Raw genomic sequence first — 18,561 nt, 5'->3', positions numbered from 1 at the left:
ATAAAGAGCTGTCTCTGCAAAAAGGACCAAAACAAAACGAACCGATTCTTCGTTTTGTTTTGGTCCTTTACTATTTTCTATAAACAGTAGCTTGGGCATTCACCCATTCATTCTTATACAGTCTTGCGAAATACCTTTACTAGACACGTGCTTTCCTCTTCATTATAGAACAAGTCTTTTTTCATACTTATTAAAAATAACAAAAAAAGGTGTTTCCCATCGTCTTTATGAAACCTGACTAGCATAAAAAAGCATGTGCTGGACATGCTTTTTGGTGGCTACACCAGACCGTGCTTTTGTAACGCTTGCGCAATCCCGCCGTCTTCTGGTCGAGCCGTCACCAAACGCCAATGTATCTTTGTTATCGATCCCTAGATGGTTCAAGAGAAAATCGATAGCTGTTTTCTTGTGGATATTCTTGATGCCGATCTCGCCACTGTCTTTGCCAAAAACAGGTACCGTACTGCGAATCATTTGGAATTGATCGTGGTATTGGTCATGGACCCGTTCATAAGGAATCGAATGATTGATAAAGGAAACTTTATTCACGTCATCATAATCAATTTTCGCTTCGTCCTCAATCAGTAAGTCAAGGAACCACTGAATAGTTTGAACGCGTTGTTTTCCTGCTTCACTTTCAACAGGCTCACCTGCCAAGACGATCTCCAGCAAGCGATTTCGTAGATTGGTACTTGCAAATAATCCTTGATTCGATTCTAAGTAATACTCGATTTTGTTTGCTTTTAAGAAATCGATCAACGTTAATAAGGCTTCCTTTTCAAAAACTTTGTGCAAAATCACCTCATCGTGCACCTCACAATAACCGCCGCCGGCACCAATCATTCCGCTTAAGGGCAGGGTCAGTACATCTTCTGTGATTTCGGCTTTTGAACGACCGGTACATAAGAAAAACTCATGTCCCTTCTTATGTGCCGCTGTGATCGCTTGGCGTGCACTTTCTGGTACGTTCCCCGCGTCATCACATAATGTTCCATCTACATCTAAAAAGACAATTTTTTTCGTCATTTCTTTCCCTCTTTTCTCACTCAATCAATAAAGCGCTCACATGAACGTACTTGCCGAATACAAGATGTCAAGATCAGCTACTTAGATTTAGTATAACAAATCACAAGGAAAGTGCGCTAGACTATTTTAATTGATCATAAGATGGGATTCTGTTATTGTGGTCGCTCTTTCTATTCCTTTACTCCGTGTTCATCACGCTATTACTCCATGTGTTTTTTCTTGAGATGGTTGAATTTTCCTAAATTGTGCTTACTCCTCACTTAAATAAATTAAGCTCCATTTTGGTAGTTGATTGTTTTTTTGGCCTGTAAGCTCGCGATAATAAGATTTTTTATCATTTTTGATCATACAAATTATTTCATGCTCATCCATACAAAACTCTTGGCATAAGTTTGTTCTACTATTTTCAAAAAGTTCCAGTAAAATTTGAATCTGCGCATCTATTGCTAGAAGTGCTTTGAGCTGAACAAATAAACTCTTTGATTGATCATAGTAAATGTGCTCAAATTCATCACAGAGTTCTTGATAATAATGGAAGATTTTTGGATAATCAGTCACTACCCCTACACTTAGCAACACTTCTTTTGAATAACACAAATAGTCTTTCGGTTCCTTGATATTTTCTGATATCATATCCTTACTCCTTTACATCTATGTTTTTTTCGGTGAAAGTAGCGCTATCACTTCTGCTCGCTTTGATTTTCTTCCGCTAGGTGTTTTTATTCGCTCAGACAAATTGAAGCTTAGCTGTCCAAAAACGACTAAAAGTGATTGGGTCCTTAGCTCTTACCAGTGCAGACACGTTAAGAAAATCAGTTACTCCTATTATAGTTTCCCTTTCGTGTCCTCTTATAATTACTTTTTATTAAATAAGAGAAATAAGAGTGAAAAAGTGGCGGACAACTCGTCTCCTTCTACTAAAAAGTAGTGCTCGAACGAAACTAGATCGGTTCTAGTAAAAAGAAAATGACTACAATATCGATAAAAATCAACAGATAGCTAAAGTTGTTGCTTCAAGGAACAAAGACACCCCCTATCCATACCAAAAAAACCAATAATCGAATCTATCGATCATTGGTCGAAACCTTAAATATTTTGTTGGAAGAAGACGTTCAGTCCATACTATTTTATCACTCTACAGGTCAAAAATAGTATGGACTTTGGGACAGTGTCAGTAAAAATGGATCAAGCATAAATATAATCTAAAATCTCCTGCGGTGTCTCTGCCACAGCATCTGGTTTTTCGGCAGAAAGTTTTTTTGCATTGTGGCTGCCCCACGTTACGGCGATGGTTTTGACACCAGCTGCTTTGCCCATCTGAATATCAAAAATAGCATCTCCTACCATGATCGTCTTGGTCGGATCAAACTGATACTGCGTTACTAATTGATTGATTCCTTCTGGATGAGGCTTGTAGTGGGACACCGCATCTGAGCCGATGATTTCCTCAAAGAAATCCACAAGATCCTGAGCAGCCAAGTTTCGTTTGACGACTGCTGTCTTCTTACTTGAAACGACGAAACAAGGAACCTTTCGTTTATTTAAAATCTCTAAGATATGGGGAATTTCAGGAAATACTTTCAAGGTACTTTCTTCATATGTTTGGTAATAGGCACGAAAAATCTGAATCAATTCCGCTGCGATTTCTTGATCTAATGGCTGTTCTGACATTTTAAAAAATGATTCTTCGATCGGTATCCCCATATAATGTTCAATGACTACTTCACTGGGTACTTTGAGTCCCATCTCTGTAAAAGCCGCTTTTGTTGCCTTAACACTGCACTCTTTTGAATCCAATAAAGTTCCGTCCAAATCAAATATCACACACTCAATCTTCTTCACGCCATTTCCTCCTCTGAAAGATACTACAACACTTTTCTACCAAGCACTTTTTAAATCCTGCAGTATTCCTTTTCATTACTGATTATCTCTATTTTAACACTAAAAAAAAGCATTATCATAATTTTCAATACCATCACTCATTTAATACTAATGTTTTTATATAAAAAAACGACTCAATTTGAAAACAGAGTCGCTTCTACAAAATAGACTGATTTAAAGAGGTTTACTCTTGATAGTAAAAGCTTCAATACACTTCTTATCACACATTGGTTCTTTTTATTGTAAAATATAGCCTTTGCCCCAAGCGGTTCGCACCCGCTTTTCAGTATAGTCGTATTCATCTAGTTTTTCATTGATGCGTTTCGCTAATATCGACAACTGGGATTTTCTTGAGTTCGTTCCACCATTCCCCCAAATTTTCCAACACAAATCTTCCCGGTTGATGAATTGTTCTTCTCCTAAATTGTTAAAAAAAATCTGTTCTTGTAGACTAAGAAACTTAGGAAAGGATTCTTTTGTGACGGATGCTTTTTCTAATTTACGACTATTTGGTGGTAATGCTGCTAAAAATTCTCTCAGCTCGACAAAAGAGCGATTCAGGTACGTGGCATTCTCAGCTTTTTCAATCATACCTTCTTGTTCACGATCCCCTGCCAAAATGCGGACGATCCGCTGTTGATAATAAGGAGCCAATGTCTGATTGATCAATAAAAATTCTGGATCAGCAATTGTTTCACTGACAAATAAACAGTCAAATAACTTGGCGCTTTCTATCAACCATTCTTCCTCTTCCGTAGTTCTCCCTACGAATACTTCATGACTCAACATCTGTAGCTCCCGCTGCAAATCAATCTCATATGATATGTTTTTTGTCAGTATAATAATTCTCATGACACATCCTGCTTTCATTCCCCATTTATTCAGAAATCATTTACTGAATCCATTCGGACTCATTTCTGAATGCTTTATGTTGACATTATTACTTATTTTTGTCCGCTTGAGGTGTCATTTTTTGTTCATAAATACTGATATGGTGTCATGTTTTGTGGGAAGGCCCAACGTTCATTTCATAATTCGTTTTTTCGATAACCTATAAAAAGCAACCGTTGTCAGATTTCCGTATTTGCCATTTTGAGTTTCTCATCACTGCTCCCACTTCAAATCCAACAGCTCCAGCATTTCATGGTAGGCGGTTTCGATTCGCTGGCGCTTTTCTTCAGGGACATTTTTGGCATATCGCCCATCTGGCAGATAATCTTCAGCAAGGCAGACTTGAAAATCAAAGGCCTGCAAGACGCCGTATTCTGGATCATAATAGGTACGATCAGGGATCGGTTCTTTGGAGACCCAAGTTGGATGCAAGGCAATCTGGCTTAAATAGGTCCGCTGCCCTTCTTTGGAGATTTCAACTTCTGGAATGACGCCTCGTTCGGTCCAATAGTTGTTATTGACGGTTTCATAACGTTGATTCGACAGTAAGTTCCCCATTGAGTAAATGATAAATTTCTTTTCGCCGTCCTTTTCGATGATTTCGGTTGGTTCTGCTACATGCGGATGGCCGCCGAAGATAATATCAGCACCAAAATCGATCATCTTCCGATAAACAGTTTGTTGTTCTTCCGTTGGCTCTAAAGAATACTCGACACCAGACTGAGGCATCACGATGGTGATATCCGCCAAGCTTTCCGCTTCTTTGATCTCTGCCTCCACTTTATCTAACGACAAGTCTTTCAAGTAGGTATCATACTCTGCTTGAGTTAAGCTTTCTTCAAGGCCATTGAAGCCGTAGGCATAAGCCAAGAGAGCAACTTTGATCCCGTTGACTTCTTTGACCAGGATTCCACTGTTGTCGACCGTGACACCAATCGTTGCCAAGCCTTGGTCGTGAAAAGCAGCCGCCGTCGTTTTGATTCCTTCGATCCCCGTATCTAAAATATGGTTATGGGCAAGATCGATCACATCAAAGCCCGCGTCTTTGATGCTGGCAACAGCATCGATAGGGGCGTTGAATAAGGGAAAACCGCCGAGCGGTTTATTAGGATTGATGGTTCCTTCAAAATCACCTAAAGCAAGGTCCGCCGATGCAATCAACGGGTTGACCTGCTCAAAATCGTTGTCAAAATCATAACGCTTTCCGTCGTAAGCGCTTAAATAAACAGGTGTATGATAAAGCATATCACCACTAGCTGTCACTGTGATAGTTTTTATTGCTGGCTTTGTTTCGGTAGAACTACTTGTTTCTTGCATTGTTTTTGTCGGTTTTGTCGACTCTGCTGTAAGACGCTGTTCGGGGATACCTATCGCTTGAATCACTAGATAAATCACTCCAAGTGTGATTGCCAGCAGCGCTACACTTAACCCCGCAATGATCCGCTGCCTTTTCTGACGCTCCCGTCTTCGTTGTTGTCTCATACCCTCACCCTTTCACTCTGCTTTATCAAAAACCTATCTTCGTTTACGTTCTACCTAGATTCCCTGCTTCCTTCTCTGCGAGTCCCACTAAATAATATCTTTTTATTAAATAATTATACTATACTTATCAGCCCTTTAATAGGTCATTTTACAAAGCATAAAAAAACAGCCCGATCGTAATCGAACTGTTTCACACATCTCTTAGCAGTGGATTCCTCTAAAATTATTCCTGCAGGTCTGTGTTGTCTAAGGTCTTGTATCATTTAGTATCTTAGGCTACGATTTTTAGCTAAGGATTCTTCTCATTCATCATGAATGATAGACTTCCGATCATATATGGACTCCGTATCCCCTGTACGTAAAAGCTCTACAAACCATTGATAAACTGTTTCCGGACATTCATGTTTTTCTAATTCTTGAAAAAAATCTTTGGATTCAATAAGGGTAATAAACTGAGTCATCGCATTTAGATGCTGCTTGCTGTCTAACGCAGAAAGGGTAAAGATGTACTTTACAGGAATCGTTCCCAAGACATATACTTCAGATTCTAACGTTGTCAATCCCATGCCAAGTTTTTTTGCTCCTGCTTCAGGAACCGTATGCGGTAAGGCAACTTGATCGAATATCACCATATAAGCACCTTCTGATCTGGTTTGTTGAATGATCGAATCGATGTAATTTCTAGTGATGATCTTTCTTTCAATCAATGGATTGGCTGCAAGATAAAAGGCCTCTTCCCACGTTCTGGCTTTTTTGTTTAATTGTATCAATTCTGGACGCATCATATCCAACAACATTGCAGGTTCTTTTGACTTTTTCTCTTTTTGAGACATGATAGATGCCGTTGGCGAGCAGGTCTCTTGTACAAATTTCTCTAAATGATGCCGCAGAGCTGACTCGCTAGTAACTGTTGAATATTGTTGAATAATTTGCATCAAGCCGTCGATCGTAACAGTATTGGGTTTTATACTTGTACTGGTTTCAAATTTGACATCTAAAAATAACTGGGTTCGTTCCTCGTAAGACATGATCGGGTTTACTACAAAAATCGGTTTTTTTAACGGATAAAGTTGAAAGTTGGGTTTTGTCGTAAAAATGATATCGTACGACTGATCAAATGAATGTAGTTCGCTTGTTTCAATCGGTCCCAATAAGATAAAAGAGGGAAAGATTTCCTTTAATTCATTGTAAATGATTGCTGAGCTTCCAATACCATTTGGGCAAACAACGACCCCCACTTTTTGTTGCACCATATATTCTTCAGAATTCCTGATCAAAAGCGCAAAGTGCATGGTTAAAAAGGCTACTTCTTCATCTGGAAGCTTTGAATCAAAACTATCACTGATTGGTCTCAAGGTTTCTTTTACGATCTGATAAAGGTCATTATATTTTTCAAAAATTTTCTCCTGCATAGGATTGATGATCGGTAATCGAAACAGCATTCGGAAATAGGTCGGTCGAAAATGACTATATAATTGCTTGATGACAGAGTGTTTATCCTTGAAACGAATACCTGAAAGCAATTCAAATCGCTCGACAATTCTTTCTACCAAGTCAATGATGACCAAATTTCCTTGAAGCCATTCCTTTTCATTCCCTAATGCCATTCCCAGTACCCACCCACAGAGATAGTTCTTTTCTATACTATTCATCACCCCTGCGTTTTCTAAAACTTCTTCAGCAAAACGGTACTCCTTCATTTTTACTAACTCATGATCATTAGAAAAGGTCTTTAGATCAAATTCATTCAAGCCCATTCTTGGGTATAAAAAAATAAGGATATAGTTCAATTCAATCAACCTATTTTCAACTAACTCTATCGCATGTTTTTCTAAAAGAAGAGAAAGATAGGTGTCCTGATCATCCGCCAATTGTATTCGTTCATTATGAATAAAGTAACGGTAAATAAAATCATCGTCCTTGCTAGTCACATCTTCCAAAATCATTCGAAATAAAGCGTAACGAATCATCAGTTCATCACCTGTTAAGTGATACCCCTCTTTTCTCGAGTAACTGATTGAAATATCATACCCCTGCAATTCCGCTTGTAATTTACGCAGATCACTCATAAAGGTTGTTTTGCCGATTTTTAACGCATCTAAAAAATGGTTGACCGACAGATAGTCTTTCTCGTAGTAAAAGAGCGTCAAAAAGATATATTTTCCTCGTTCTTTTGAACTCATCTCATAATATTTAAACATACGCTCACGTAAAAATGACTCCAACAAATATTCCTTGCTTTTTTCAGGAAGTCGAATCACACTTTCCTTATTCACGCTAAGTGGTAGTTTTTGGGCAGATAGAAACTGGTTAATTTTATCAATGGTATACTCTATTTGAGTGCGGTTCATAGAATAATTCCGCTGAAGATAATCGTAACTGATGGTCGGTTTTTCAATCAGAGCCATCATCATCTTTCTCGTCCTATAGTCAATTTTTACCATCAATGTTCCCCCATTTCTGCAGCCTACTGTTCTACTTTCAATGTAAATCCTTCCGCTTGTACATATTTTTGAAGCACTTGATCTACCTGCTGCTTTTCTTCTTTAGTAAGATCTAGCACAGGCAATTTCGGTAAGCCCACGTCTTGCCCAATTGTCCTCAGACAATACTTTAAACCGGCCGGGATTGTCGAGAGTTTGCAGGCCTCTCTAAAATCATCAATACTTGCTTGTGCTTGCCGCGCTTGTTCTATGTTTCCAGCTACAAATTGTTCATAGATCGCCACATCTGTTTTCGTCACAACATTTGCGGTTGAAGCCACAGAGCCATCTGCTCCTAACTGTAGCGCTTCTAAAATCTTAGAGTCGCTTCCCATCAGCAAAGAGAAATCCTCTCGATGATTTAATTCAAGATAGCCCTTGAAGTTTTCTAGATCACCGCTTGAATCTTTTATCCCAATAATCGAGTCAATTTTGAGTAATTCCGAGAAAGCATGACGATTGATGAAATTTCTAGTATTTGGCGGAATATTGTACAAAATGATTGGTAATGTCGTTTGCTCAGCAATCACACGGTAATGATGAATCAGCTCCTCATCGGTATACTTCAAAAGATATGGCGTTATGATGGAAGCAGCATCAACGCCGATTTTTGTAAACTCATTTACTAATTCAATCACTTTATTCGTTGCGATGTCTCCGGCACCTGCAAATACTGGTACTCTGCCCGATACTTCATCGACAACGATTTTGGCAAACTGGATTTTCTCTTCTTTGCTTAAGGTATGAAATTCGCCATTGGTTCCTAAAATAAACAACCCGTGGACACCACCAGCAATCAAATGCCTTACAAGCTTTCTGGTGCCCTCTTCATTGATGCCGTTCTCATTTAATGGTGTGACCATTGCTGGTATAATTCCTCTGATTTTCATTGTGTAAGCTCCTTTTTTGTCGTTGCTCCTAAGCTTCCCCCTGGATGCCATTTAAGGTAATCTTCTAAATTGATTTCTTTTGCTTCTTGCAGCAACACCGACAGAATCTGCAGCTGGATCATTTGGGCAATCACAGAGGAACGTGGTGGTTTATTCAATGAGTCCCCTTCTTGGAAAACATAAGAAGACAATGTGACTTCAGCACAGGAAGCTAGGGAAGAATCTTCATTTCCTGTTACCGCTAAAATTACAGCGCCATTAGCTTTTAAGGTAGCAAGCGCATATTCTAATTCTTTGGTATTCCCACTATTACTTATCGCAATCACTACATCGCCAGCCACGACTTGTCCTGCCGATCCGTGCACGGTTTCGGTTGTGTCTAAAAAATAGGCGGGTGTACCGACAGATGAGAAAAGTGAAGCTGCATAGCCTGCTACATAGGAACATTTTCCCACGCCGGTTACATGAACGCGCTTATGTTTTTTTTCTGCATGGAGAATAAGTTCTTTGGCCTTCACCATCTGTTGATAGACTTCTTCGTCTTCAAGCCGATAAAATTGAGCATCGCTTTGGGCTTTTAAATTCGTACTATATGCAAACAAAACGTTTTTTTCATTCAATACAGATTTTCCTTTCTTATAGCAAGGAGAAATGGTATTCATCCTTCTCCTTGCTAATCATACTGTTTAACTAAATAGTTTTAAGATTTTGTCTAGTAAAATTCCGATAATATTGTAGTCGATTTGAGGAAATCCAGCGTCTGTGATGCCTAATTCAGAAAAAGCTGGGAAAAGCACCAAAGGCAATGCAGTCAGCAAAATACCGCCTAAGAAGGATGCGATGATCGCCCCTTTCAACCCGCCTCTTATTGAACCAAAGACACCCATGGTTCCACCCGAGAAAAAAGCGATCCCAGCTGCTGGCAAAAGCACAACGGGAGAACCCATAGCAGCCATGGCGAACGTCGCTGTTAACCCACCTATAAACGAGGTAATAAAACCGACAGGAACCATGGTTGGCGCATATTGGAAAAACACAGGAACATCTACTGCCGGCATTGATCCTGGGATATATTTTTCTGAGATTGCTACGAAAGCAGCTGTTAGTTCAGCAATAAATTGACGCACACCATAAATCAGTACAGACATCCCCGCCGCAAATTGCAACCCTTGAATCAACGGATACAAGAACCATAAGTCGTTGCCAGCCATTTCTTGAACGACATCCATATGACCACTTAAAACTGCTGCGATCGTTGCAATGTAGAAAAGAATAATCATGAAAAATGCAACAGAGAAGACAAAATCTCGGAATACGGAGAAGAAATCAGGAAGCTCGCGATTGGCTGCTTTCTCTTTCTTTGCTTGCCAATTTTTCCCGCCAATGACACTTCCGATGACACCTGAGAACCAGTAAAAAATCAAGTTAAAGTGACCTAGTGCAACCCCTGCATTACCTGTCAGCTCATCTGTATATTTCTGAGCCAATTTGGGCAACCCTGCTCCTGCAAAACCTAGCACCAAAGAACCAAAGATAACTGTTACCCAAGTGGGCATACCATTCGAAATAAAAATCAACCCAATGACAGCAGCAAAGAAAAGATAATGCTGACCGGTTAAGAAAATTGATTTTAAAGGCGTCAATTTCGCAATAACTAATCCGAATATGAACCCTAGCCCCATAATCATTGATATTTCAAAACCATATACATCCATAGCTAACGCTGTAGCAGGCTCTACTGCTAGAACCGTCCCTTGAACACCAAATGCGGTCTGAAACAACGTGGCGAAATTTGCAGCAATCGTTCCTACATGACCACCACCAATATTAAAAATCATAAACCCAATGCCCACTTTGAGGACACCGCTCAGGGTCTCCTTCGCAGGCTTTCTTTGTGCAAGTAACCCGATCAAAGCCAAAATCATTAGCAACACAGCAGTATTTCTGAATTGGTTCATTACTAAAATTGCCATTCAATTTATTCCTCGCTCCATCAATTTATTTTGTTTGCATCGTTTCAAGAAATGTTTCTAGTTTTCCTTGGATCTCTTCTTTACTCATAATATTTTGAATGCCTATGACTTCATAAGGTTTGTTTTGAAAATCAGGTTCCGCTGCGATATCTGCCATACTCATAAAGGCATCGCCGGTAAAACCAATGAGAACATCTAGATTTCCATGAATCGTTTCAATGGGATAGCCGTTTTCTTCAATCACTGATTTTACTTTTATGTGAAGCAGCGTTGAACTTCCCATCCCCGCACGACATGCAACCGCTATCAAATATTTCTTGCCAATACTCGCCTTAGGCTGTGCATCTGCTTGGATCGATGCATCATTTTTCTTTTTTTGAAAGAATCCCATCTTAACTCCTCGTCTCTTCTAATAGTTGTATAAATGCTTCTGGTGTCTCCACATTTGCTAAACGATCAATGATATTGTCCCTTGCTAAAACCTCTGCTAACTCACCCATCAGTTCCAAATGACTGGTCGGGTCTATCGCTGCCAAACAAAAAATGACTTTCACTGGATCATTGGGCGAACCAAATGAGATGGGGGGATTTAATGTCATCGCACTTAGTCCTAAGCGACAAACCCCATCTTCTGATCGGGCATGGGCCAAAGCAAACCCAGGCATAAGCACGATATACGGCCCGGCATCTAAGACGGATTGAATCATCGCTTCGACATACTGTTTTGTAACGTTGCCATTCCTCAATAACGGCTGGGCAGCTTTTTTGATTGCTTCTTGCCAACTGGTACTCTCTTGCTGAAGTAAAATGTTTTCTTTTGTTAATAATGTAGTTTGCAAACGACGATTTCCTTTCTAAAAAAATTTCTTTAGGTTTTAGTAAAGAATTTCTCGAGATAATTCCTATACACACACTATAAGTGAAAAGTTTCGGCCTGAATAGACGATTTTAGACCACATGTTTGTACACGCTTCCAGATTAAGTGAACTGCTCTTCTCAAAAAGACCAGGTATACTGGCTATTTTTTTTATTAGCCTCCATTTTTTCTCGATAACCTTCTTGAGCAGTTCACAAAACTTATTCCATCAAGGAAAAAGTGAACCAAAAATGGACAGATCTTTTGCTTGCATCCACAAAAAAAGAAGCTCTTAAATAAACTAAGAACTTCTTAAGGCAAACACTCTATTCATGGCTATAGATCTACCGTTTTAATTGTATTTCTAGCCGTAGGTATTTTCACACGAATTTTTACTTGCAACTGCTATTTTCTACTTTGCTTCCTCATGCTTCACGGGACAACTGCTGTGGCAATCAGAACAATGATCCTTTTTCACCATGCGGTAAACCACACGGCCGCCATAGCCAAGGATCAGTCCGCTTAGAATTACTGTAGCAATCATTTTTCGCCTCCTACGACTTGGATCAAGGGTGCACTCCCTCGGAATGGTTTCTTCACCAGAGCAAATACCAATAGACCAGTAACGACTATTGCCGCGAAAACACCTAGCGTGAGGTGTCCGCCTTCAAAGATGACGTGTCCGAATTGGTAGACCAACAAACTGGCGCAGTATGCCAAGCCACATTGATAGCCAATGGCTAACCATGTCCACTTGCTGTCCCCCATTTCACGGTGGATCGCACCGATAGCAGCAAAACAGGGGGCACATAGTAGATTAAAGACCAGGAAAGAGTATGCCGCCACAGCAGTGTAATCGCCGCGCAACACTTGCCAAATCTCCGTCCCACTTTCTGACAACTCACCGGTTTGTCCGTAGAGAATCCCGAATGTGCCGATCACATTTTCTTTGGCCACCAAGCCAGTGATCGTCGCCACGGCGCCTCGCCAAGTTCCCCAGCCTAGGGGAGCAAAAAGCGGCGCCAAAAGTCGACCGAAAAAGGCCAAAATGCTTTGGTCTTCACTGACCCGCTGCAAGGTAAAGCTGTAGCTGGAGGTAAACCAGACAAAGATACAAGCTACAAAAATTATCGTACCGGCTTTTTTTACAAAAGCAACGGCTCGATCACAGGCACTTTTCAAAATCGTTGTGAGCTGCGGCAAATGATACGCTGGCAGTTCCATAATGAATGGTGCCAGATCACCTGCAAAAAGCGGCGTTTTTTTCAAGACGATCCCTGAAAAAATCACAGCACCCATGCCGACAAAATAGGCCGATGGTGCGACCCAACTATAATGAGGGAAAAAGGCTCCGGAGATCAATGCGATGATCGGCAATTTGGCAGAACAAGGCATGAAGGTCGTGACCATCACCGTCAACCGACGATCCTTTTCGTTTTCAATCGTTCGGCTTGCCATCACCCCCGGCACGCCGCATCCTGTGGCAATCAACATAGGGATAAACGACTTGCCGGATAGACCAAATTTGCGAAACAACCGGTCCATGACAAATGCCACCCGTGCCATGTATCCACAATCCTCCAAGATAGCCAAGCAAAAAAACAACACGAAAATCTGCGGCAAAAAGCCTAAGACCGCACCGACCCCTGCCACGATGCCATCCAAAATCAATTCTTGCAGCCACTGGGCGACCCGCAGCTGTTCTAGCCAGTGCGCTGCTGTTTCGGGTATCCAGCTGCCAAATAATACATCATTGACCCAATCGGTGCCGATCGTGCCAATCGTCTGAATCGATAAATAGTAGATTCCCCACATAATGAAGGCAAAAATTGGTAGCGCCAATACGCGATGGGTCAACACGCGGTCGATTTTGTCGCTGAAGGCTAAGTGCTGATCTGTTTCCTTGATGACTGCCAGCGCCAACAATTCTTCAATGAAGCCATAGCGCTCATTAACGAGAATGGCGTCACTGCTGTCTTTAAAGATCATCTCTAAAATCGAAATCGTCTCCTGAATGACTGCTTGCTGGGAATCAGTCAGTTTACACATTGCTTGAATCGCTTCATCTTTTTCAAAGAGTTTTATGGCAAACCAACGTTTTTGCTGCTGAGGGATCGTCTCTGGCAAAATCGCCATGATCTCGGTCAAGCCAGCTTCTAAACGATCATCGTAGCGGGGAGGGAGCTGTTGTGTGTTGACTGCGTGCTTCGCTGTCTCGATCATTTTGGCTAAACCACGTTGTTTCAAAGCACTGATCCCCACTACCGGAATCCCTAATCCGTAAGCCAATTTTTCGAAGTTGATCTGCAAGCCTTTTTTCTTTAATAGATCGATCATGTTGATGACTGCCACGGTGGGAACATTCATTTCTAATAATTGCAAGGTTAAATACAGATTTCGCTCAAGATTAGTTCCGTCAATAATATTGATTACCGCATCCAGCGATGCCTCCATCAAATAATTGCGGGAAATCAGTTCTTCCGGCGTATAAGGCGACAAGGAATAGATCCCGGGCAGATCTTGGATCAACACGTGCCGGTCTTTTCGCAGTCGCCCCGCTTTACGTTCTACGGTGACACCCGGCCAATTGCCCACTGTTTGTTTGGCACCAGTCAATTGATTGAAAGTACTTGTTTTCCCGCTATTGGGATTTCCTGCTAATGCAAAGTGATAGGTCATACCGTTTCGACTCCTTTTTCGACAAAAACCAACGCTGCTTCTTGCTTTCTCAAAGACAATTCATAGCCGCGGAGCCGAATCTCCATTGGATCACCCAATGGAGCCAGTTTCACTACTTCCAAATGAACGTTTTTCGTAAGCCCCATATCCATCAAACGACGGCGCAAAGCACCTTTTGCACCAATCTGATTGACCTTCCCGCTTTCACCGACTTGTAGCTGATCCAAAGAGGTAATGACGGTTTGCTGCTGGATCTCTGTGACATCGATTTGTTCCATGACCCTTGCATCTAAAGCAATCCGCGTTCCCTGGTGCAAAATGATGCCGCCTTTGCGATCTTTTTGTACCACAACGATTTCAACGCCCGTGCGAATGCCAAGATCGTTTAAATGAACCGTGATTTCTTTGGTTGTTGCGAACGAGTCGATTTTGTATGTCCCAGAAGCCCGAGTTTGCGCCATTTTCATTGGTTCTTACTCCTTTTGTGAAGTGTTGTTTTAATTAACCTACTTTAATTGAGAATGATTATCATTATAATAGAGCTATTTCCACAGGAAGTCAATCTGTTTTCGACTTAACTTTGAATCTTCCTTCACAATGGAGATTTTTTTTACTCATTTTGATTGCATATCCCCTCTAATAATTACGCAAAAACCTTGTAATTCTACGTATTTTCCGCTTTTTTCATTTGCATAAAAAACACAGAAACACTATAAATTGTGTATGTCGAATTCACAAGCACAAGATATAGTGTTTTTTCGTTGACTTTCTCCGAGACTTATTTATACTAGGTTTATAACTATTACAACTCGGAGGAAACAATTATGAATATCAAACTATTTTCTAAAAACAACTGCATGCAATGTAAAATGGCGAAACGCTTTTTAAGTGAAAATCAGATTGCCTTTGAAGAAATCAATATCGATAATGAGCCTGAAGCATTAGAATTTTTGAAAGAACAAGGATTCCAAAGTGTGCCAGTCATTACCTCTGATGCGCAAACGATCATCGGTTTCCGTCCAGATCAACTACGTCAATTAGCGAGCTAAGATTTTTCTCAATGTGATGCTTTTGAGGGATTTGTCAGTCGTCCAGACCGCAAGTCCTTTTTTATACGAACAAAACAAGAAAAGAGGTTAGCCATTTATGAGCTTGAAAGAAATCAAAGATGTCAGTTATTTCAAATTGAATAATGAGATCAACCGTCCAGTAGATGGTCAAATTCCATTAAATAAAGACAAAGAAGCCCTAGCGGCATTCTTTAAAGAAAACGTTGAACCAAACACCTTAACCTTTGCGACTGCAATGGACAAAATCAATTATTTGATTGAAAATGATTATTTAGAAGAAGAATTTATCAAAAAGTACCGTCCTGCTTTTATTGAGGACTTGTATCAATTCTTAGACGAGCAACACTTTACTTTCAAATCATTTATGGCTGCTTACAAGTTTTATTCACAATACGCACTAAAAACCAATGATGGTACCGCGTATCTAGAACGTTACGAAGATCGGGTCGCTTTCAACGCCCTTTACTTTGCGGATGGCAATGAAGAGTTAGCCATGAGCTTGGCAGATGAAATGATCTACCAACGTTACCAACCAGCAACTCCTTCTTTCTTGAATGCAGGACGCAAACGTCGCGGTGAATTGGTTTCTTGTTTCTTGATCCAAATCACTGATGACATGAACGCGATCGGTCGTGGGATCAACTCCGCGCTGCAACTTTCACGGATCGGCGGCGGTGTCGGGATCACATTATCAAACTTGCGGGAAGCCGGCGCGCCTATCAAAGGCTACGAAGGTGCAGCAAGTGGTGTGATGCCTGTAATGAAATTGTTTGAAGATAGCTTCAGCTACTCAAACCAATTGGGTCAACGGCAAGGGGCTGGCGTGGTCTACTTGAACGTCTTCCACCCAGACATCATCAGCTTTTTATCAGCGAAAAAAGAAAATGCAGATGAAAAAATTCGTGTCAAAACCTTATCATTAGGTGTGATCGTACCTGACAAATTTTACGAATTGACGCGTAAAAATGAAGAGATGTATCTCTTTAGTCCCTACAGTGTCGAAAAAGAATATGGCGTACCCTTCTCTTATGTCGATATCACCAAGGAATACGACAACTTAGTTATGAATCCACGGATTCGCAAAACCAAAATCAGAGCCCGTGATTTAGAAAACGAAATTTCTAAATTGCAGCAAGAATCTGGTTATCCTTATATCATCAATATCGATACCGCAAACCGCAGCAACCCAATCGATGGCAAGATCATCATGAGTAATCTTTGTTCCGAGATCCTTCAAGTCCAAGCACCATCTGAAATCAACGGCAAACAAGAATACGAGGTTTTAGGAACAGATATCAGCTGTAACTTAGGTTCCACCAATATCGTGAACTTGATGGACAGCCCTGACTTTGGGAAATCTGTTCGAGCAATGACTCGTGCCTTGACCTTCGTTACTGATGCGTCTGACATTGACGTGGTACCATCGATCCAAAATGGGAATGCCTTGAACCACACGATCGGTTTAGGCGCAATGGGCTTGCATACCTATTTTGCAAAAAATCAAATGGAATATGGTTCACCAGAATCTCTTGAATTTACTGATCTTTATTTCATGTTGTTGAACTATTGGACATTGGTTGAAAGCAATGCCATCGCCAAAGAAAAAGGCGAAGTTTTCCATAACTTTGAAAAATCAGCTTATGCAGATGGCAGCTACTTCACCGATTATATCCAAGGTGACTACCAACCAAAATCGGAAAAAGTCAAAGCATTGTTTGAAGGCGTCTTTTTACCAACTGGTGAAGATTGGGCAGCCTTGGCACAAACCGTCAAAGAAACCGGCTTGTATCACCAAAACCGCCTAGCCGTTGCACCAAATGGTTCGATCTCTTATATCAATGATACGAGTGCCAGCATCCACCCAATCACTCGGATGATCGAAGAACGCCAAGAAAAGAAAATCGGCAAGATTTACTATCCAGCACCTTACTTGAGCAATGAGACGATCGGCTACTACAAATCAGCCTACGATATGGATATGCGCAAAGTGATCGATGTTTACGCAACTGCTCAAAAACACGTCGATCAAGGGATGAGTATGACCTTGTTTATGCGTTCAGATATTCCAGAAGGTCTTTACGAATGGAAAGAAACGACAAAACAAACCACCCGTGATTTGAACATCTTGCGTCACTACGCTTTCCACAAAGGCATCAAATCGATCTACTATGTACGGACCTTTACAGATGATGCAGAAGAGATCGGCAGCAACCAATGTGAAAGCTGTGTCATCTAATCCAACTTTTGCCTGAAAACGAACTAACCGCCTGCCCCTGCTCTTTCTTGACAGCGGGTCGGCTGTTGTCTTGATACGATTATTGGAGGAACCGACTATGGGTAAGACTTACTATGAAGCAATCAACTGGAATGAGATCGAAGATATCATCGATAAATCCACTTGGGAAAAATTAACAGAGCAATTCTGGTTAGATACGCGGATCCCTTTATCAAATGACCTTGATGATTGGCGGACGCTATCACCATTAGAAAAAACGACGGTAGGCTACGTCTTTGGCGGTTTGACCTTATTAGATACCGTTCAATCAGAAAGCGGTATGGATCAACTGCGTAAAGATGTCCGCACCCCACATGAAGAAGCGGTCTTGAACAACATCCAATTTATGGAATCTGTCCATGCAAAAAGTTATTCATCGATTTTCAGCACCTTGAATACAAAAGCGGAGATCGCTGATATTTTTGAATGGACCAACACCAATCCATATTTGCAAAAGAAAGCCGAACGAATCAATGAGATCTACAAAAATGGGACACCGCTAGAGAAAAAAATCGCCAGTGTGTTTCTAGAGACCTTCTTATTCTACTCAGGTTTCTATACACCCCTTTACTACTTAGGCAATAACAAACTAGCGAACGTAGCGGAGATCATCAAATTGATCATTCGTGACGAATCCGTTCATGGCACGTATATTGGCTACAAATTCCAATTAGGTTTCAACGAATTACCAGAAGACGAACAGCAAAAGCTGAAAGACTGGATGTACGACTTGTTGTATGAGTTGTATGAAAACGAAGAGCGTTATACCGAAGAATTATACGATGAGATCGGCTGGACCGAGGAAGTCAAAACCTTCTTGCGTTACAATGCCAATAAGGCTTTGATGAATCTAGGACAAGACCCGCTTTTCCCAGACACCGCCAACGATGTCAATCCAATCGTCATGAACGGTATTTCAACTGGTACCAGCAATCACGACTTCTTCTCACAAGTTGGGAACGGGTATCTGCTCGGTTCCGTAGAAGCGATGAAAGACGATGACTACTTCATCGGACTTGATTGATTTTCTTACAAATAAACACCTTGTTTCTCGC

The 18,561-nt window shown here is 40.9% G+C and carries 17 protein-coding genes; 3 read left to right on the top strand and 14 right to left on the bottom strand.

What is annotated here, in order from left to right:
- Positions 1-225: 225 nt before the first annotated feature.
- From IGI78_RS03730 to IGI78_RS03665, 14 genes are all read right to left on the bottom strand, one after another.
- Complete coding sequence (locus tag IGI78_RS03730) at positions 226-1,026, bottom strand: HAD-IIB family hydrolase (protein WP_430618468.1); 801 nt, start codon at positions 1,024-1,026, stop codon at positions 226-228.
- 249 nt (positions 1,027-1,275) lie between these two features.
- Complete coding sequence (locus IGI78_RS03725) at positions 1,276-1,659, bottom strand: DUF7006 family protein (RefSeq protein ID WP_195266056.1); 384 nt, start codon at positions 1,657-1,659, stop codon at positions 1,276-1,278.
- A 552-nt stretch (positions 1,660-2,211) separates the two neighbouring features.
- The gene (locus IGI78_RS03720) at positions 2,212-2,868 is read right to left on the bottom strand and encodes an HAD family hydrolase (RefSeq protein WP_200126020.1); all 657 of its coding nucleotides are present in this window, start codon (positions 2,866-2,868) and stop codon (positions 2,212-2,214) included.
- A gap of 276 nt (positions 2,869-3,144) precedes the next feature.
- Positions 3,145-3,759, bottom strand: a complete 615-nt coding sequence (locus tag IGI78_RS03715; RefSeq protein ID WP_077454014.1) for a transcriptional regulator — start codon at positions 3,757-3,759, stop codon at positions 3,145-3,147.
- 252 nt (positions 3,760-4,011) lie between these two features.
- On the bottom strand, positions 4,012-5,280 hold the full coding sequence (locus IGI78_RS03710) for a CapA family protein (protein WP_195266058.1): 1,269 nt from the start codon (positions 5,278-5,280) through the stop codon (positions 4,012-4,014).
- Between the two features lie 302 nt (positions 5,281-5,582).
- Positions 5,583-7,724 carry a BglG family transcription antiterminator gene (locus tag IGI78_RS03705; RefSeq protein ID WP_195266060.1) on the bottom strand — a complete coding sequence of 714 codons (2,142 nt, stop codon included), beginning with the start codon at positions 7,722-7,724 and terminating at the stop codon, positions 5,583-5,585.
- Between the two features lie 23 nt (positions 7,725-7,747).
- Complete coding sequence (gene dapA / locus IGI78_RS03700) at positions 7,748-8,653, bottom strand: 4-hydroxy-tetrahydrodipicolinate synthase (RefSeq protein ID WP_195266062.1); 906 nt, start codon at positions 8,651-8,653, stop codon at positions 7,748-7,750.
- On the bottom strand, positions 8,650-9,315 hold the full coding sequence (locus tag IGI78_RS03695) for an SIS domain-containing protein (RefSeq protein WP_195266064.1): 666 nt from the start codon (positions 9,313-9,315) through the stop codon (positions 8,650-8,652). The genes dapA and IGI78_RS03695 overlap by 4 nt, the downstream gene beginning before the upstream one ends.
- Positions 9,316-9,339: 24 nt before the next feature.
- Entirely contained in the window at positions 9,340-10,626 is a 1,287-nt protein-coding gene (locus tag IGI78_RS03690) for a PTS ascorbate transporter subunit IIC (RefSeq protein ID WP_016610457.1), read from the bottom strand.
- Positions 10,627-10,651: 25 nt separating this feature from the next.
- Positions 10,652-11,017 (bottom strand): PTS sugar transporter subunit IIB, encoded by a 366-nt coding sequence (locus IGI78_RS03685; protein WP_195266066.1) that lies wholly within the window; start codon positions 11,015-11,017, stop codon positions 10,652-10,654.
- Position 11,018: 1 nt separating this feature from the next.
- The gene (locus IGI78_RS03680; RefSeq protein WP_195266068.1) at positions 11,019-11,465 is read right to left on the bottom strand and encodes a PTS sugar transporter subunit IIA; all 447 of its coding nucleotides are present in this window, start codon (positions 11,463-11,465) and stop codon (positions 11,019-11,021) included.
- A 429-nt stretch (positions 11,466-11,894) separates the two neighbouring features.
- The gene (locus IGI78_RS03675) at positions 11,895-12,026 is read right to left on the bottom strand and encodes a FeoB-associated Cys-rich membrane protein (RefSeq protein WP_195266070.1); all 132 of its coding nucleotides are present in this window, start codon (positions 12,024-12,026) and stop codon (positions 11,895-11,897) included.
- Positions 12,023-14,161, bottom strand: coding sequence for a ferrous iron transport protein B (gene feoB, locus IGI78_RS03670; RefSeq protein ID WP_195266072.1), 2,139 nt, complete (start codon positions 14,159-14,161; stop codon positions 12,023-12,025). Before feoB ends, IGI78_RS03675 begins: the two co-directional genes overlap by 4 nt.
- Positions 14,158-14,628 (bottom strand): FeoA family protein, encoded by a 471-nt coding sequence (locus tag IGI78_RS03665; RefSeq protein WP_195266074.1) that lies wholly within the window; start codon positions 14,626-14,628, stop codon positions 14,158-14,160. The genes feoB and IGI78_RS03665 overlap by 4 nt, the downstream gene beginning before the upstream one ends.
- Positions 14,629-14,985: 357 nt before the next feature.
- On the opposite strand from IGI78_RS03665, the gene nrdH reads away from it, so the two are divergent.
- From nrdH to nrdF, 3 genes are all read left to right on the top strand, one after another.
- On the top strand, positions 14,986-15,210 hold the full coding sequence (gene nrdH / locus IGI78_RS03660; protein ID WP_005225182.1) for a glutaredoxin-like protein NrdH: 225 nt from the start codon (positions 14,986-14,988) through the stop codon (positions 15,208-15,210).
- A 97-nt stretch (positions 15,211-15,307) separates the two neighbouring features.
- Positions 15,308-17,467, top strand: coding sequence for a class 1b ribonucleoside-diphosphate reductase subunit alpha (gene nrdE, locus IGI78_RS03655; protein WP_008377092.1), 2,160 nt, complete (start codon positions 15,308-15,310; stop codon positions 17,465-17,467).
- Between the two features lie 97 nt (positions 17,468-17,564).
- Positions 17,565-18,530 (top strand): class 1b ribonucleoside-diphosphate reductase subunit beta, encoded by a 966-nt coding sequence (gene nrdF / locus IGI78_RS03650; RefSeq protein ID WP_005225180.1) that lies wholly within the window; start codon positions 17,565-17,567, stop codon positions 18,528-18,530.
- Positions 18,531-18,561 lie beyond the last annotated feature (31 nt).

The organism is Enterococcus sp. DIV1767 (assembly GCF_050542585.1).
In the GTDB taxonomy this organism is placed as follows: Bacteria; Bacillota; Bacilli; order Lactobacillales; family Enterococcaceae; genus Enterococcus_D; species Enterococcus_D innesii.
The sequence above is the reverse complement of the archived record's forward strand: the minus strand, read 5'-3'. Positions and strand labels throughout refer to the sequence as shown.

Coding starts and splice junctions, on each gene's coding strand:
- IGI78_RS03730 (WP_430618468.1), bottom strand. CDS start 1,026: ATGACGAAAAAAATTGTCTTTTTAGATGTAGATGGAACATTATGTGAT.
- IGI78_RS03725 (WP_195266056.1), bottom strand. CDS start 1,659: ATGATATCAGAAAATATCAAGGAACCGAAAGACTATTTGTGTTATTCA.
- IGI78_RS03715 (WP_077454014.1), bottom strand. CDS start 3,759: ATGAGAATTATTATACTGACAAAAAACATATCATATGAGATTGATTTG.
- IGI78_RS03710 (WP_195266058.1), bottom strand. CDS start 5,280: ATGAGACAACAACGAAGACGGGAGCGTCAGAAAAGGCAGCGGATCATT.
- IGI78_RS03705 (WP_195266060.1), bottom strand. CDS start 7,724: ATGGTAAAAATTGACTATAGGACGAGAAAGATGATGATGGCTCTGATT.
- dapA (WP_195266062.1), bottom strand. CDS start 8,653: ATGAAAATCAGAGGAATTATACCAGCAATGGTCACACCATTAAATGAG.
- IGI78_RS03695 (WP_195266064.1), bottom strand. CDS start 9,315: ATGAATACCATTTCTCCTTGCTATAAGAAAGGAAAATCTGTATTGAAT.
- IGI78_RS03690 (WP_016610457.1), bottom strand. CDS start 10,626: ATGGCAATTTTAGTAATGAACCAATTCAGAAATACTGCTGTGTTGCTA.
- IGI78_RS03685 (WP_195266066.1), bottom strand. CDS start 11,017: ATGGGATTCTTTCAAAAAAAGAAAAATGATGCATCGATCCAAGCAGAT.
- IGI78_RS03675 (WP_195266070.1), bottom strand. CDS start 12,026: ATGATTGCTACAGTAATTCTAAGCGGACTGATCCTTGGCTATGGCGGC.
- feoB (WP_195266072.1), bottom strand. CDS start 14,161: ATGACCTATCACTTTGCATTAGCAGGAAATCCCAATAGCGGGAAAACA.
- IGI78_RS03665 (WP_195266074.1), bottom strand. CDS start 14,628: ATGAAAATGGCGCAAACTCGGGCTTCTGGGACATACAAAATCGACTCG.
- nrdH (WP_005225182.1), top strand. CDS start 14,986: ATGAATATCAAACTATTTTCTAAAAACAACTGCATGCAATGTAAAATG.
- nrdE (WP_008377092.1), top strand. CDS start 15,308: ATGAGCTTGAAAGAAATCAAAGATGTCAGTTATTTCAAATTGAATAAT.
- nrdF (WP_005225180.1), top strand. CDS start 17,565: ATGGGTAAGACTTACTATGAAGCAATCAACTGGAATGAGATCGAAGAT.